The organism is Neptuniibacter sp. (assembly GCF_024231755.1).
Classification (GTDB): Bacteria; Pseudomonadota; Gammaproteobacteria; order Pseudomonadales; family Balneatricaceae; genus Neptuniibacter.
In genome coordinates this window covers 1-14,132 of sequence record NZ_JAAEQH010000104.1, presented here as the reverse complement: position 1 = coordinate 14,132, position 14,132 = coordinate 1, and the positions used below count along the sequence as shown (strand labels likewise).

The window sequence follows — 14,132 nt, the reverse complement described above, 5'->3', positions numbered from 1 at the left end:
TTCAGCTCCGCCGCAGGGCTAGAGCTGGGATTCTAGATTGATCGCTGCAGCCCGGAGGCCAATGCTTGGACGTGTTTCCTGTTGAACGTAACTCTGTGCAATCTGGTTTACTGCATCCTGAGCGGGGCTGATCTCATCAATCAAACCCAGTGACAGGGCTTCTTCCGGATCAAACAAACGCGCTTCAGTATCAACCACCAGCTGCGGGTCGATTTCGCGGTACTGAGCAACAGATTCAGTAAAAATTTGATAAGACTTATCGAGCTTCTGATTTATCTCTGCAACCGCCTGCTCTGTAATCGGCTCATGTGGACTCATGTCGTTTTTATGGCCCCCGCGGTAGAAGGTGTTGTAAGTGATACCCACCTCCTCTTCCCACTTACTGACCTCGAAGGTTTCCAGAATTACGCCAATGGATCCTACACCGCCAGTGGGACTACAAATCACCTTCGAACAAGCAGCGGCCAAGAAATATGCCGCGGAGTAAGCAGCGAAGTTAACGATCGCTGTAATAGGCTTGATCTCTGTAGCTGCATGAATAAAGTCGGCCAACTCTTTACAGCCCATCGCCATCCCGCCACCGGAATGGAAATCCAAGACGATCTCTTGAACCATATCGTGGTTTAGCGCTGCTGAAATCTGAGTTCGTAGGCGCTCATAACTAATCAGCTCAGAACAAGATTGATCGATCGTGCCACGACGGGAAACCAGAACGCCATGGACATTGATCACGGCGATATTACCCGAGATTGTCATACGGCGAATTTCGCGGTCTTCCTGTTCCGTCATCATCAACGGAGTAGCGTCTTCACTCGCCGCTTCCAGAGAAACAGTTTCAGCCTGTCCACCAGTCAGACGTGGAATCAGAACCGATTTAACGCCAGCAATAAGCTCTGGTGTCGCATACAGTGGCGTATTGAAAGCCATGCTTGCGATATGTGGGTAGTTAATTAAGCCCTGCATAGGATGCCCTCAATTTCTTTCATTTGCTCAGGTGTTGCGTTCAGCGATTGCTGAAGCTGTGAATCAGCCATATTTAGAGGCGTTAGATACTTATCGCCACCATCTATCGGTGCCATATTCTCCATGCGGCGGATATCGTTTACTGATAGCCAGCCCCACTGACGGCCCAGTGCGTATGCTTCGTATCGTGACTTCTGGTCACCACGCAACAGACCAGAAACATTGAATTCGATGTAATACTTCTTGCGCTCTTCAGGTAGCAATAGGTCGCGCATCATTGCTGCTTCGTGACGCTTCAGCCATGGCAGCAACGTGTAAATCACAAACGCCAGCGAAAGCTGCTCAATACCACTACCCCAAGAGGTGGATTTTTCTATCTCCTGGACCATGTGCTGCGGCACTTTGTACAGACGGCATACTTCAGCTACACCAAAATGCCTACTCGCTATAAGCTGGGCTTTTTCGTTATCCATGGATAACTGGCGATAGCTCATACCCTCCTGCAGCAGCGCAACAGAAAAGGCATTGCCTAAACCGCTATGCTTATCAGCGAACTTACTCAGCAGGCGATCTACACCTTCCTGAGTTTTAATGGATCCAGCTTCTTTCGGTCGCTCGATCACACCGCTCATAGTGGTACCCCGACTAAAAACGGCAGCAGCGTGCTCTTCTGTGGCCAGACTTAAACCAACCACATCTGCGTTAGTCTGCAGCGGTGAAAGCCCAAGATAGCCATCTAACGAAAAGGCTCTGGTGTGGTGAACCATTCGCATCGGCAGCAAGCCATCAATGCCTTCGATATCGTAGTACGGCATCAGGTCAGGGCCTTTAAGCACTCGGACCTTCTTCGGGTTGATCGGGATTAGCTCTTTGACATAGCTGCGCTCATCGCGCTCTATCAGAGAGAAGTTGTTCCCCTCAAGCCCGCAAGCACCTTGCACCTGTTCGAAGTACTCAAAAGCAGTGTCTTTACGATTCGGCTGGTACCGGATTACATCGTACAGTGGATGATCTACCGCTTTAGAGCGCCCGTTCTCTTCATCTCGCTCATACAGTTCGCAAGGTAGTTGTGCCACGGACTCTGCCAGTAAGGTAACGCACGCCCTAACCGCTGATAGCGCCAAGGCTGTTTCAGTGGTTACGTGTGTCCCGGCCTTAGTGTTTCGACCGGAAACTGAACTGATCCATTTAGAGAAATCCGCTTTCCCTTGCATTGGAGACGAGCCCTTGAACAGCATAGGGATAAACATCATTCGTCTCCTTCGGTTGGGGTAACACTGCGACTAGCTGCAGCTTTAGACATCAAATAGGACCAGGCTAGGCAAAGCGTGCCGCAAACAATAAGCCCCGCAGGCGGGAATATCTGCCAAGCACCAAAAGACACCAAGCCGACACCGATAATGCCCACCAGAAATGTGATAATTGCTATTAACATGCTACATCCGAGGAGTCGTAAACGGAGTCTTGATCGATGTCCTCAAAACAGAGGATCCTGTTCATTGCGATAAACAGTGCGACCATGCCGTCGATTTTGTTGTCTTTATGTTCTTTGTTAGGGAAGACGTTTTCGTTTTTGTCTTCTTTGGCAGTCACGTTGGATGCCATCCAATTTAGAACCGGGTTGTCGCCGTGATGAAGCTTACCGGCATGAACAAGCGCCTCTACTTCCTTCATGGATTCAGAGAGGTTTTTAACCGTCTGCGGTACCTCAACCATCGGCGCACCATCTTCTGCCAGCTTTATGGAAAGCTGTGTAGAACCCCAAGGGTCGAAGCCGATCGCTTTAACATCGTGCTCGCTGAGAATGGCTCTAATATCGTCCTCGATATACTCGTGGTCGATAATGTTGCCCTCAGTTAACGTGATATAACCGTCATCTGCCCAAGCTTGGTACATATTCCCGATCGATCGCGCTTTTATCTGAATCGCTTCTTCAGGGAGGTAAAACTTGCAGAGAATGTGGTAATGCCCATCAGAATCAGGGAAAACCATTACTACAGCTGCAATATCCAGCTTATTTGCCAAGTCGGTACCGATAAAGCAAGGAAGCTGCTGCAGCGTTTCATCAGGCGCTATCTTTGGCGCTCGCTCCCACTTATCCATGTTCATCCAGGAAACAGCAGCGTTTACCCAGATGTTAAGGTGCTTAGTGAGGAAGTTATTCCGTGCTGTTGGCATCTCCTGCGCTTTCTTAGCGAGGCGGCGCATATCATCCCATTTCTTGGAGATTCCAAGATTAGGGTTAGCCTTTATCCAGCAGTTTTCATCAGTCCAGTCATCACCCTCATCGAGCGTAAAAATTAGACCGAAGAATGTGTCATCCTCGAAAACACCTTCGAGGATCTTGCACAAGTACTCTCTAAGTTCATAACAAATGCCCAGCTTGTTGGAGCCAGCAGTAGTTATGGCATACATCAACGGCTGCTCTCGAGCGCCTGTCGCCGTTTCTACTACATCCCAAACATCGCGGGTTTTATGGGCGTGAACCTCATCGATTAGACCGCAGTGAACGTTCTTACCATCCAGCGTCCCCGCATCAGATGACAAAGGCTCAAACTTTGATGCCGACTGTAAATCGTGGATATTGCTCTGGTGAAAACCAAAGGTTCTACGGAGCTGTGGGGATTTTCGCCCCATCTCTTTGGCATCGTTAAATACGATCTTTGCCTGATCCCGGGTTGTGGCAGCACTGTATACTTCAGCACCACCCTCGCCGTCGAAACCAAGCATATACAGGCCAACACCAGACAGCTTTGTAGACTTAGCGTTCTTACGCGCCACTTCTTCGTAAGCGGTTCTGAACCTGCGCAAACCATCTAGCGTTTTCCACCCGAAGACATTCATCAGGCCGAATGCTTGCCAAGGCTCTAGCTCAATGGGTTCTCCAGCGAGCTTGCCCTTTACGTGGGTGCAAAATATTGGATAAAAATCTAGATGATGCTGAGCATCGTCAACATCGAAGTAAATATCATCGCGCTCTAGGTCATCTAAGTACCGCTTGCAGGCGAGCTTTATCCATTTGCCCGCTACAACCTTTCCCTCAACGACATCTAACGCATACTGATGCCCTTCAGCTACACCTGCACTCACGGTGTATTCTTACGTTTCCGATAAGCTTCTACAGGATCCTCGATTTCCTCTTCGACTTTAACGTCGATCTTAGTTCTGCTCGATGGAGTCATACCGAACTCGGTAATCATGGTCTTCATCTGCTCTTGAGCTTTATTGGAAATCGACAGATATGGGTTAATGATTGGATAGCCGTTTGGTGATTTAATGACACCACCCATTTTTTCGACTTTCTCGTTAGCATCTACCCATCTTGCAAAGGCTTCACAATATGTCGCCAAAGCATCGACATCTAAGTTAGTCAGAAGGCCTGCTTCAGATAATGTCTTAGATACTCTACGCCAACATTTTTTAGCTGCAGGAGATAGAAAGGTTGGCATCTTAACCTTATCCGACTTCGGCTTTGGCTCGTTCTTGTTCATACGACAAGGCTGAGCGGTACCCTTTAGCAGCTTAAGGTTGGTTGGTAATGGTTTTCTGCCCTGAGCCATTATTCTCCCTCCCGATCGCCTTTCATCTCATCAAAGGATTTACCGAGCTCAGCATGCATTGCTTTCTTGCCGGTAAAGTCTTGCCAGCGGTTTATGATTACATCAACGTATTTAGGATCCAGTTCCATCAGAAACGCTTTTCGGCCGGTTTGTTCGGCACCAATAAGCGTGCTACCACTCCCACCGAATAGATCAAGAACGTTCAATAATTTTATGTGGTTACCAAAAGCACGAACGCTTAACTCGACAGGCTTCTGTGTAGGGTGGACGTAATTGGTGTCTTTTTTAATTGACCAAAGATCACTCTCATTTTTTATGACCTCATCAATCTTGCCGTTAAATAAGCAAAATTCATGTTGGTGGCGATATCCGTTCCCCATCCCGAAAACATTTTTAGCCCAGACGATGCAGCTTTTATAAGCTAGCTTTTCCTGCAAAACCCCATAGAAATCCCAATTGCACCAGATGTAATAGGCTGCCGGATTAATTAGCTTTATATTCTGTAAAACATCATCGATAAATGAGTTGAAATCAGCTTCAGGCAGATCATCGTTTTTGATTACGTCATGCTTTCCACTTCTACCATTGATAGCGACATTGTAAGGTGGGTCTGTGAAAATCATGTCGACCTTCACGCCACCCATCAACCTGTCGATGGCATCCATACTTGTGCTATCACCACACAACACACGGTGATTCCCGAGCAGCCAAAGGTCTCCCTCACGGCTAATTGCCTCTGCTGGAACATCTGGCACCTGATCTTCATCCGTTAAACCTTCGACCTCTTCATCAAGCTTAAACTCCTGAAGCTCATCATCAGAGAAACCCAGTAGCTCGAGATCAAAACCGAGTTCATCCAGCCCCTGAATTTCAAGTGCTAACAGGTCGTTATCCCAGCCTGCATTTAGAGCCAGCTTGTTATCAGCAATGACATAAGCTTTCTTCTGCGCATCGGACAGATGCGAAAGCTCGATTGTCGGAACCTTATCCAGCCCCAACTTTTTAGCGGCCATTAAGCGACCGTGACCGGCAATAATTCCGTTCTCACCGTCCACCAGAATTGGGTTAGTAAAACCAAACTCTTTGATGCTGGCAGCTACTTGATTGACTTGTTCGTCGCTGTGAGTGCGTGAGTTATTGATGTATTCAATAAGATCACCCACAGGTTGATACGTCAGATTGAGATCGCTCATATGTGGCGACTCCCCCCTACTCTAATTTTGCACGCGTGTGAGAAAACGTTGGGCGGCGGTGTCCGGGATCGAAAGGTGGGAAGTTTTGATCCCCCCCCTACCCCTAGGAGATACGGTCGCGACCTCTCCTGCTTTCCTCTTGAGTCTTTTTGTCGTGGCATGATTGGCAGAGCCACTGCAGGTTGTCGTCCGTTGTGGTGCCGCCCTCTGCCTCTGGCACTACGTGGTCACAGACCTGCCCAGGAGTAAGACGACCATGGCGTAGGCACTCTTCACACAGCCCATTAGCTCGTTCTTTGATTTGCTCTCTTATTCGCCGCCACTCTCTACCACCACGACCTCTACCGCCACGGCCTCTACTCCAGGCTTTAGCTCTATCAGAATGTTTGTCGCAGTAACCGTGACTTGCTGTGGCAAGCCCGCCACACCCTTGCACACGGCACGCTTTAGGAGCACGTCTAGGCACTGCCTACACCTCGATGAATCATCTTAAGGAATTGTTAACAGAGGGATTGGGGGGACCGATTACTCAGACCACTTCCGAAGCGCTTCTTTATCCGTGTTACTACTCTTAATGGCAGCTTCACAGTCGGCTATATAATCGCCATACGTTCCCGTTAAGGCAGGAGGCTCTAATGGAACCAGAAATGACTCAGGAATCTTTTCCCGAACGGTCACTGTTTTTATTACGGTATTCTCGCACCCGCTCAGCGACAGTAGGATCAATATAAGAGCCAGAGCAGTCAGAGGCGCTTTCAAGTGCACGACGTAGTTCATTGCTCTGCCTTCTAATGGTTTCATTTTGAATGCGTACATCAGCAGCGATAGAGTCAATCTCGACGATTCGCTCCCGCTGTTTATGTATCTCTTCTGTCTGATCTACCACGGTTTGTTGAAGCTGATTGTTTTCAGCTGCTAGCTTGCCGTTCCGGCTTACCTGCTGGTATAGCAAAGCCATACTCACAGAAAGCATCATGATCATGACGAATACGGATTTCATGACTTTTTAGCCAATATTTTGATTTCTTGGCGCTTGTAGTACCAGTTAACAGCAAAAGTGGCGACGCCAATAAAGACACCGATCGCGCCGTAATTAGCGTTTAGAAACTGGAGGTAATCCCCAGCAACCAGACCGCCCGACACAGTATAAGAAGCACCAGATGCAACTGACGCGATCTTTCCTAGGGCTGCTGTTTGATGATCTATATTCACAGCTTTACCCCTTACTTGATGCCCGATAAACATAAATGCCGCTCCGACTCACGTCGATTAACCAGCCCTGGTAGCTTTACCCCTTTCGCGTATACCCAGCGAGGGAGTTCATTGCAGGCACCTTCTCGGTCGCCTGAATTTAGTTTTCTAAGAAGCGTGCTTTTATTGAAGTTGGCAATGCCTACGTTATAAGCAAACGATGTATATGCGGCCTGTTCTTGCTTAGAGAGCGGAACGGTAACCGAGTTACTAACCTGTAGACCAAACTCAACAACTTCATCGGTCAGCAACGTTTTGCACTCTTCAATTGTTGCTGTATCACCCATCTGCACATCGTGCGTGTATCCAAAACAGATTGTCGGGATACCAACCGGATCTATATAAGCATTAGTTCTGACACCCTCGAAACCTGCTACAGCAGTCAATGCAATAGCCAGCCATGTCTTAGGGCGCTTAATCACTTTGCATACTCCAGAAACGAAAAAGCCCCGCTGATTAGCGAGGCCCAATAAAAAGGGAGAGCGCCTTTAGGCAACTCTCCCAACTTACAAATTAGGGTATGTTATTTGTCTCGTTTAATCAAGACACTTACTGATTATTTTTACAGCATGGATAAAAAAACAGTAATTATGCATTTTTCCCTTTAAACCCACTGGCATCAAACTACAAACCTAGGTAGCATTGAACTTAATAACATATATGTTATCTTATAAGAAGGATAAGCACCTTAGATGCCGATACCAGTAGTAGAGCGTAAAGCAAAAGAGTACGAAACAGAGGAAGGTAAAGCCCCATTTAAAGAATGGATGTTCGACCTCAAGGATGTACGAGCTAAGACCAAAGTTACCAAGGCAATTACCCGAATGGAAGCAGGTAACTTTGGTGACCATAAAGCTATTACGGACGGTAATGGATTACACGAACATAGAATCGACTATGGCCCCGGCTACCGGATCTATTACATAACTGAAGGCGGCGATCTAATTATCCTGTTTGCAGGCAGTGATAAATCAGACCAGCAAGCGGCTATTAATAAAGCAAAGGATTACCACCAGGACTACCTAAGCAGAAAACCTAAACAACCAAACCGATCTAATATCGCTAATAGAAAGCGAAAAAAGAAAACCAAACGAAAAAATTAAATATCGACGAACCTAATCAGGTATAGCTACTAACAAGAATAATAAAAGCGCCATAATGAAAAAGTGAGATGAGTGATGGCACTAACTCGTGAATTCAAAGACACCGTAATGGAGCTCTGTAAAGATCCAGAATACAGAAAAGGATTACTACTTGAAGCACTAGAATCCTATCTCGAAGGCGACATTGCAGTTGGCAACTCAATGTTTCGAGATTACCTAAACGGTACTCAGGCATTTAAAGAAGTGTCTGAAGACATGCAAATGAAAGAATCAGGGCTACGCCGAATGTTAAGCCCAGCAGGCAACGGAACCTGCAAAAACATTTTCCGCTTATTCAAACTATGCCAAGAACGTGAAGGCATTCATTCGCCAGGCGAGCTATTCAGCTTAAGCCACTAGCCCCTATAAATGTGATCCGATCGAACACCTACTACCCGATCGGATCACCCATCCCACAGACAAACCTTTTAGGCATTAAGTGCTACAATCCATCCCGCTTTTAAACCATTAGGGAAATATAAGGATTATTAAATGTCTAAAAGTTTAGTGATAGAAACGGTCAAGGATCAGGGACAAGCGGCTGAATTAGGTTTTCAGCAAGGAGACATATTAAAGGATTACGATGGCAACCCAATACAGACTAATAGAGACCTATCGGTTTGCGTTGGAAAAGCTAAGTCACAAGGAAAAGAAAATGTCACATTAACCCTATTACGCAATGATGAGCCTATTGAAATTGAGCTAACAACTTCCGCTCCGCTTGGCTTAGTCTGTACAGAGGAAGATGTTAAGCCAAAGAAACGGGTCAAACCACTGCCTCAAGAAGTTGTGGTTACCGATATAAACATGAGCTTTATATCTATGGTCTTCTTTATGGTTAAGTGGTCTCTCGCTTCGATACCTGCCATAGCCATCGTTATGTTTATATACGGCATCCTTGCAGCAATGATTCTCTAAAAAATTTAGCCTTCCTATTCATAATGAACGGGAAGGCTTTCTTCTAATTACCAAATAGCTCTATGGCTTGTCAGGTGGGTTTATTTTTTCCACCAGCTTAGTAATTAACTCTGCCACATTGATTGGCGGGCCGTCATTAGGCGCTGTTAGACCGACCCCAACGGGATTAGAGAATAAGTATTTCGCAAGGTTAGAGACTATCTCAGCCTCTGTATCCTTATCTAAACTACCTGTAATATTTTTTACTACAGATGTATTCATGGCAATCTGCCTATAAGCATTCATCTGTATACGATGCTTTGCCGATTCTCTCGCCAAATACGCAGAGAGAATAGTCAGTAATAGGGTCAACGATCCCAGCAAATAACCTTTAACAGGGTCAAAGGTGTAGCTAACCTCCTGGATTACAGTTGTGACCGTAGGTTCAGAGCTTGTCCGGGTTATAGTCTGTGTATCAGACAGCAAGAATAATGCTGAGAACACCAAAGCGATCGCTGTGCTGAGACTAATCACTGATAGCAATCGATACTTGTTAGCATGTCCTTCTTCATCGTCAGCGCTTTCAATATACTCTCTAGCTACCGTGTATTGATAAGCCTCTGAATTACTGTCCTTTATTTCTTTTATCGCTTTATCAGCTGCTGCCCTCGTAGCTATCGAGGCCACTTTAGCATCTGCTATATAGTTCTTACTTAATTCAATATTGGTTTCCGCTTCGGCTTTAAGTTCTTTAAGAGACTCTGCGGAGATAGCTTCTGAAATGCCTCGGACTTGGGTTTCGAGCTGAGCTAATCGTTCAGTAGTAGGCTTAGATTCAATATCTGCTTCAAGGCTTGTGATGGGCTTGTCTAATAAATTTAGATCAGAAGAAGAGCTGTTTCGCCTTTCAATCCTCTTTGCCTCTTCAATGCACGATGGATCCACTTTCCCCCAGTATCTTGTTACTTGGGCAGCAATATCAATGAAAGGCTCCCCTCGGGCCTCTAATTTTCTGGTAACACTAATGCACTTATCTTGAATAGGCACGCTCTCTAATGCAGACAGATAATGCGCTATACCTTTTTGATACTTCTGATGGAGAATGTCGAACGTCTCAATCAATCCGTCAATTTCAGTTATTAACGGATCGTTAGGATCGAGTAAAGGAGTAGTGCTCACCAGCTGCGAGCGAGTCAAGTTGATTGCATCACGATAAGCTACAGCTTTTATCGCTTGTTCGTTTTTGGGTGTTTCCATGTGTTGTAACGTCGTCCCTGTAGAAAATGAATCTAAGTTCAAGCCAGTATACCTTCACTATTATTCCCTAAGAAGTGTCAGTGAAGGCTTTTAAAGTTTCATCTACGCATATTCTCATGCGGCCTTAAGTAGACCACCCATCTCATACATATCAATCAGCTTAATCAGAAACTCTTCCGCCGCTGCGAGATTCTTATAAAGAGCAGAACGAGACATCTCCACTGCCCTTCCGATCGCTGCAGCTGTATGGCACTCGCTACCTTCCACCAGCGGATCCGGACGATTGCGGAGCAATACATATCCGAATAGAGCATCATGGTTACGCTCGCTCTTAAGCTTCAATAAATCCATAGCAGCACACGCCCATTTAGTATGTGGATCGTCAGGCTCTGCAAACATCATAGAAAGCTGGTGGATCATGGCACCGTTACTGTTACCACCACCCTGCGAGTGAGGCAGTTGACCTAAATAGTCAGCCATACGCCCTAGCATGTGCTCAGAGCGCCACCCAGCATCCTTATTCAGTTCCTTTACCAGGCTGACTGCTATATAGCGGTCAACAACATTGATAACGTCAGCTCTAATGTTTTCAGAAGCCATGCTTACCCCAGTCTGAGTTTGGAAGTATCGCCATACAATGCCAGTAGAGCGGCATCTCGTTTGTCTTCGTTTGTTCGGCCTTCCCAGCCAGTTAACTTTTTAAAGAAATCCGCGTCTTTCTTAGCTCGCTTGTAGTAACCCTGCAGAGGCTTAACCAGAACATAGTCAGCACCGGAGTCCTGCAGGTAACCATGCAACAGTCGTCCAATCGCTTTAACACTCCCAACGTTCTGGGCAATCTTTAGCATCTGCTTGCGATTCGTACCGGGGCGTATATAAACAGCCTTGTCATGCTCTACATCTTCCAGGAAGAACCGAGTGCCTTCCCTGTGTTTATCAATGAACTGGATCAGTTCAAAGAATGTCAGAGCGTGGAGTTCCTGCAGCTGCCCATCTACCACTACAGCTGCACCACTTTTAATCAAGTCCGGATCTATTCCGATTCTCATTATTTTGTAGACCTCTTGCGTGCATATAAGACCGTATGGCCGACTAACTTAGGGCTGTTTGCCTTCTGCGTGCTTCTCTGCGTGGCTTATGCCAGCTAGAAAAGCTTCTCTTAATGCCCACCCGTGCCATGCATATGAGTCTTTGAAATCGCTCGTATCCAGAACTGAATCAACATAGTCATATGCAGCGGATATATCAGGGTGTAGAGGCTCATCGTCTGGCGTATTACGCTTAGAGTGCTCAGGTGTTAAATCCTTGTCTGGATACTCGTTTCCTGCTTTTGGCTCCATGTTCAATCCTCCATGAGAAAGTTATGTAGAGGGTTGTTCATACAACTTTTGCTTCAGCGCGTACCCTTCAAGCGCCCATACCTCATTCTCTGCATTCTTGATAGCGATCTTCTCGCCAAGTTCTACATCATCATTTTCGCAAGATACTGAACATGACGGACTGCCAGTCACAGCAAAGCCGTTTTCCATTGTCAGTACCGCCCAACGGAGGACCTGCCCTGAAACAGAAACGTGCTTAACGATTTCGACCTCTTTAATCTTCGCGTGCAGGTTGTCCAGTGGCACACGCGGAGCGTTCAAACCTTTTTCCTGAATCTCTTTTTCAATATCTATATCGTTCATAATTTCACCTCGTAGGTATAACGATTGGTTGCTAGCTGTTATCTGCCGCCTGATACTCAATCCGAGCAAACGGATAGCCTTTAAATCTTTCTAAATCCTTCTCAGCATCTTCTAACAACATTGGCTCAGAGCAGTATTTAAAGTTTTCGATCTGTTCGCCTTCGAATTCGTCATACTTCCCCGCCACCACGACAAAGGCTCTTTCTTTACAGGCATGCCCCATGCTGAAATTTGGGTAACAGTCAGGACACCATTTACACCCGTAAACTCTAACCGTCCCACCGCAACCAGATGCACAGCTATACATCCCTTATCCCCTCGGCTCGAACTTATTAAATGCTCCTAGCAAAGAAGCAAACACGACTGCAGATATCATCGCCCTGCTGTCACTTACACCAAGAGCTGACAGCAACAGGAAAAACATTAGAGAACACCCTGTATATATCACCACCGCTAAGAACCGCCATGGCAGATGGTCTGTACTGATAATCCGCATAGGTCTTCTACCCTTATCCATTAAGCGCAGCTCCGTATAGCCAGGGCTAATAACCCAAGCGGCACCAAAACCAGTGCGGCCCAAAACACCACTGAGAATATCTTCCAAGGCAGTGTTACTGTGCTCATGCTTGTTCCCACCCTAGTTCGTAGTAAGCGTGTTCCATATACAGCCAAAGCAGGTTTCGTCTCATCGCCCTAGCTGATCCTTAATAGATTCCACAGTGGCAATAACCACTTCCCGAAGTTGCGATCGTTCCAGCTTGGTGGGTTGCGACTCATCAGCGTCGATTCCCAGCACCCGAGCTGCAGCTGCTGTCGCTTTAACAGCTATCTCCTCGGTGATTGCTTCTTTGGGGACAAGGTTCTTACGCTCAAGGAAATGGATGTATTCGATCAAACCATTGATGCCATTCAGTTCTGCCATAACCTCCTCAGCAGTTAACCGAACACCATCTTTAAGAACAGCAACGCCATCCAGTGCCAGCCCTTGGGTATATTCAGGCATTAGCAGCGACCTTCTCTTCCAGGAGTAATAACTCGAGTCGAGCCAATGCATTCCAAGCGGTATGCGCTGCGTGCATTTTCTCGCTGTCTGGATCCGTAATCTCTCCAGCGAACTCCTTAAACTGGTGGCGAAGCATTGCGTCTGTATAGCGTTCGGTACCGTTTTCTACAGACTTCCAGCCATTGTCGGTGTACTTATTCGCGCCGAACGTGCCTACCTCACCCACTGCCTGCAGGGCGTTAGTGAAACCACCCAGAACCAGCGCTAGTCGATTCTTTCCGTGGTCCAGTTTGGCACCGACTTCATGCTGGCTTTTACCAGATGGGTCTGTTTCCTGCGGCTCTAAGCCAGGCTCGTAATCACTCATGCGTTAGCCCCATTTGGAATGTTTTTATGGCTCGACAACGTCTCGAATAATTCTTGCCCACACACGATACCGGTAGGCATATCCTTCCAATGCTGAATGGTTCCCAGCACTTCGGTGTCATCTTCGTTAGTCAGTACCATTACCGATATATCACCGCCCTCTGGTGATGGGTTCTTCTTGTACTCTTCGACGGGCAGAGGGAACCGCAGGTCTTTAGTTACTGGCAGCCCAGAAAAATCAGTTACCTTGAACATGCTCACACCTCAAACCGAACAACGGTTACTTCGTCAAAATCAGAAACACGGCGGCTGTAGCATTGCTCTAGTTCCTGTCTAAGCTGCTCGATAGAACTAAAGCCATCATTGATAGCATCCTGAACAGTCAGCCCCTTAAAGCGCATATGTCGTAACTCAGTGATAACAGGTGTGTATTCGCTAAGGAGTCCATCACAAGTGAAATCAAAGCCTGTCAGCGGGTAGTCTTTACGACCCAAACGGATAGTCGTGCGCTTACCAGACCTGATTAGTTCGAAGTTCTTTGCCGTAAAATCGATCGCTTGTTTTTCTTCTTGTTCCATTTGCGTCTCACTTTCTGCACTCAAAACGGTTTGTGTCTCAAAATGGCCGTTATCTGATAGACAAAGTTGCTTTATAGCCTTATCCAGATCCACTCGGTTACAGTCACAGGGCCAAGTTCCAACTTCCCCTGGAACCGGGGAGGAGATAAACCCCTTCCCCTTGCATACCAAGCAATCCGGATGACCGCTCATACCACCAGCTCCATGCCCTTATAGGGATTTTGGAAAGGGATATCATCG

23 protein-coding genes are annotated in these 14,132 nt (G+C 46.7%); 3 read left to right on the top strand and 20 right to left on the bottom strand.

Translation table 11 applies throughout. From position 1 onward, the window contains the following. Window positions 1-18: 18 nt before the first annotated feature. The 10 genes from GY843_RS04690 to GY843_RS04645 form a co-directional block, all read right to left on the bottom strand. Window positions 19-963, bottom strand: a complete 945-nt coding sequence (locus GY843_RS04690) for a S49 family peptidase (RefSeq protein WP_297307027.1) — start codon at window positions 961-963, stop codon at window positions 19-21. Further along, entirely contained in the window at window positions 951-2,216 is a 1,266-nt protein-coding gene (locus tag GY843_RS04685) for a phage portal protein (RefSeq protein ID WP_297307026.1), read from the bottom strand. The genes GY843_RS04690 and GY843_RS04685 overlap by 13 nt, the downstream gene beginning before the upstream one ends. Next, entirely contained in the window at window positions 2,213-2,398 is a 186-nt protein-coding gene (locus GY843_RS04680; RefSeq protein ID WP_297307025.1) for a hypothetical protein, read from the bottom strand. Before GY843_RS04680 ends, GY843_RS04685 begins: the two co-directional genes overlap by 4 nt. Beyond that, entirely contained in the window at window positions 2,392-4,053 is a 1,662-nt protein-coding gene (locus tag GY843_RS04675) for a terminase TerL endonuclease subunit (RefSeq protein WP_297307024.1), read from the bottom strand. The genes GY843_RS04680 and GY843_RS04675 overlap by 7 nt, the downstream gene beginning before the upstream one ends. Beyond that, on the bottom strand, window positions 4,050-4,523 hold the full coding sequence (locus tag GY843_RS04670) for a phage terminase small subunit P27 family (RefSeq protein WP_297307023.1): 474 nt from the start codon (window positions 4,521-4,523) through the stop codon (window positions 4,050-4,052). Before GY843_RS04670 ends, GY843_RS04675 begins: the two co-directional genes overlap by 4 nt. Beyond that, on the bottom strand, window positions 4,523-5,716 hold the full coding sequence (locus GY843_RS04665) for a site-specific DNA-methyltransferase (RefSeq protein ID WP_297307022.1): 1,194 nt from the start codon (window positions 5,714-5,716) through the stop codon (window positions 4,523-4,525). Before GY843_RS04665 ends, GY843_RS04670 begins: the two co-directional genes overlap by 1 nt. Window positions 5,717-5,819: 103 nt before the next feature. Then, window positions 5,820-6,182 carry an HNH endonuclease signature motif containing protein gene (locus GY843_RS04660; protein WP_297307021.1) on the bottom strand — a complete coding sequence of 121 codons (363 nt, stop codon included), beginning with the start codon at window positions 6,180-6,182 and terminating at the stop codon, window positions 5,820-5,822. 186 nt (window positions 6,183-6,368) lie between these two features. Further along, the gene (locus GY843_RS04655; RefSeq protein WP_297307020.1) at window positions 6,369-6,716 is read right to left on the bottom strand and encodes a hypothetical protein; all 348 of its coding nucleotides are present in this window, start codon (window positions 6,714-6,716) and stop codon (window positions 6,369-6,371) included. After that, on the bottom strand, window positions 6,713-6,928 hold the full coding sequence (locus GY843_RS04650; RefSeq protein WP_297307019.1) for a phage holin: 216 nt from the start codon (window positions 6,926-6,928) through the stop codon (window positions 6,713-6,715). Before GY843_RS04650 ends, GY843_RS04655 begins: the two co-directional genes overlap by 4 nt. Before the next feature lie 11 nt (window positions 6,929-6,939). Then, window positions 6,940-7,389, bottom strand: a complete 450-nt coding sequence (locus tag GY843_RS04645) for a lysozyme (protein WP_297307017.1) — start codon at window positions 7,387-7,389, stop codon at window positions 6,940-6,942. A 270-nt stretch (window positions 7,390-7,659) separates the two neighbouring features. Here GY843_RS04645 and GY843_RS04640 point away from each other — a divergent pair, with 270 nt between their 5' ends. The 3 genes from GY843_RS04640 (at window position 7,660) to GY843_RS04630 (ending at window position 9,027) form a co-directional block, all read left to right on the top strand. Then, window positions 7,660-8,070 (top strand): type II toxin-antitoxin system RelE/ParE family toxin, encoded by a 411-nt coding sequence (locus GY843_RS04640; protein ID WP_297307015.1) that lies wholly within the window; start codon window positions 7,660-7,662, stop codon window positions 8,068-8,070. 72 nt (window positions 8,071-8,142) lie between these two features. Beyond that, the gene (locus tag GY843_RS04635) at window positions 8,143-8,469 is read left to right on the top strand and encodes a hypothetical protein (protein ID WP_297307013.1); all 327 of its coding nucleotides are present in this window, start codon (window positions 8,143-8,145) and stop codon (window positions 8,467-8,469) included. 132 nt (window positions 8,470-8,601) lie between these two features. Beyond that, window positions 8,602-9,027, top strand: a complete 426-nt coding sequence (locus GY843_RS04630; RefSeq protein WP_297307011.1) for a PDZ domain-containing protein — start codon at window positions 8,602-8,604, stop codon at window positions 9,025-9,027. Window positions 9,028-9,087: 60 nt separating this feature from the next. Here GY843_RS04630 and GY843_RS04625 read toward each other — a convergent pair whose 3' ends face one another. From GY843_RS04625 to GY843_RS04580, 10 genes are all read right to left on the bottom strand, one after another. Further along, on the bottom strand, window positions 9,088-10,305 hold the full coding sequence (locus tag GY843_RS04625) for a hypothetical protein (protein ID WP_297307009.1): 1,218 nt from the start codon (window positions 10,303-10,305) through the stop codon (window positions 9,088-9,090). A 72-nt stretch (window positions 10,306-10,377) separates the two neighbouring features. After that, a complete protein-coding gene (locus tag GY843_RS04620) occupies window positions 10,378-10,863 on the bottom strand; it encodes a hypothetical protein (RefSeq protein ID WP_297307007.1) in 486 nt (161 codons plus the stop codon). Between the two features lie 2 nt (window positions 10,864-10,865). Next, on the bottom strand, window positions 10,866-11,312 hold the full coding sequence (locus GY843_RS04615) for a hypothetical protein (RefSeq protein WP_297307005.1): 447 nt from the start codon (window positions 11,310-11,312) through the stop codon (window positions 10,866-10,868). 48 nt (window positions 11,313-11,360) lie between these two features. Beyond that, entirely contained in the window at window positions 11,361-11,603 is a 243-nt protein-coding gene (locus GY843_RS04610; RefSeq protein WP_297307003.1) for a hypothetical protein, read from the bottom strand. 21 nt (window positions 11,604-11,624) lie between these two features. Further along, window positions 11,625-11,945 carry a Gp49 family protein gene (locus tag GY843_RS04605; RefSeq protein ID WP_297307000.1) on the bottom strand — a complete coding sequence of 107 codons (321 nt, stop codon included), beginning with the start codon at window positions 11,943-11,945 and terminating at the stop codon, window positions 11,625-11,627. 31 nt (window positions 11,946-11,976) lie between these two features. Continuing rightward, window positions 11,977-12,252: a hypothetical protein gene (locus GY843_RS04600; RefSeq protein WP_297306999.1), complete on the bottom strand. Its 276-nt coding sequence runs from the start codon at window positions 12,250-12,252 to the stop codon at window positions 11,977-11,979. A 378-nt stretch (window positions 12,253-12,630) separates the two neighbouring features. Further along, window positions 12,631-12,948, bottom strand: a complete 318-nt coding sequence (locus GY843_RS04595) for a hypothetical protein (protein ID WP_297306997.1) — start codon at window positions 12,946-12,948, stop codon at window positions 12,631-12,633. Next, on the bottom strand, window positions 12,941-13,315 hold the full coding sequence (locus GY843_RS04590; protein WP_297306995.1) for a dATP/dGTP diphosphohydrolase domain-containing protein: 375 nt from the start codon (window positions 13,313-13,315) through the stop codon (window positions 12,941-12,943). The genes GY843_RS04595 and GY843_RS04590 overlap by 8 nt, the downstream gene beginning before the upstream one ends. Next, window positions 13,312-13,569 carry a hypothetical protein gene (locus tag GY843_RS04585; RefSeq protein WP_297306993.1) on the bottom strand — a complete coding sequence of 86 codons (258 nt, stop codon included), beginning with the start codon at window positions 13,567-13,569 and terminating at the stop codon, window positions 13,312-13,314. The genes GY843_RS04590 and GY843_RS04585 overlap by 4 nt, the downstream gene beginning before the upstream one ends. A gap of 2 nt (window positions 13,570-13,571) precedes the next feature. Further along, on the bottom strand, window positions 13,572-14,084 hold the full coding sequence (locus GY843_RS04580) for an ASCH domain-containing protein (RefSeq protein WP_297306991.1): 513 nt from the start codon (window positions 14,082-14,084) through the stop codon (window positions 13,572-13,574). Window positions 14,085-14,132: the final 48 nt, after the last annotated feature.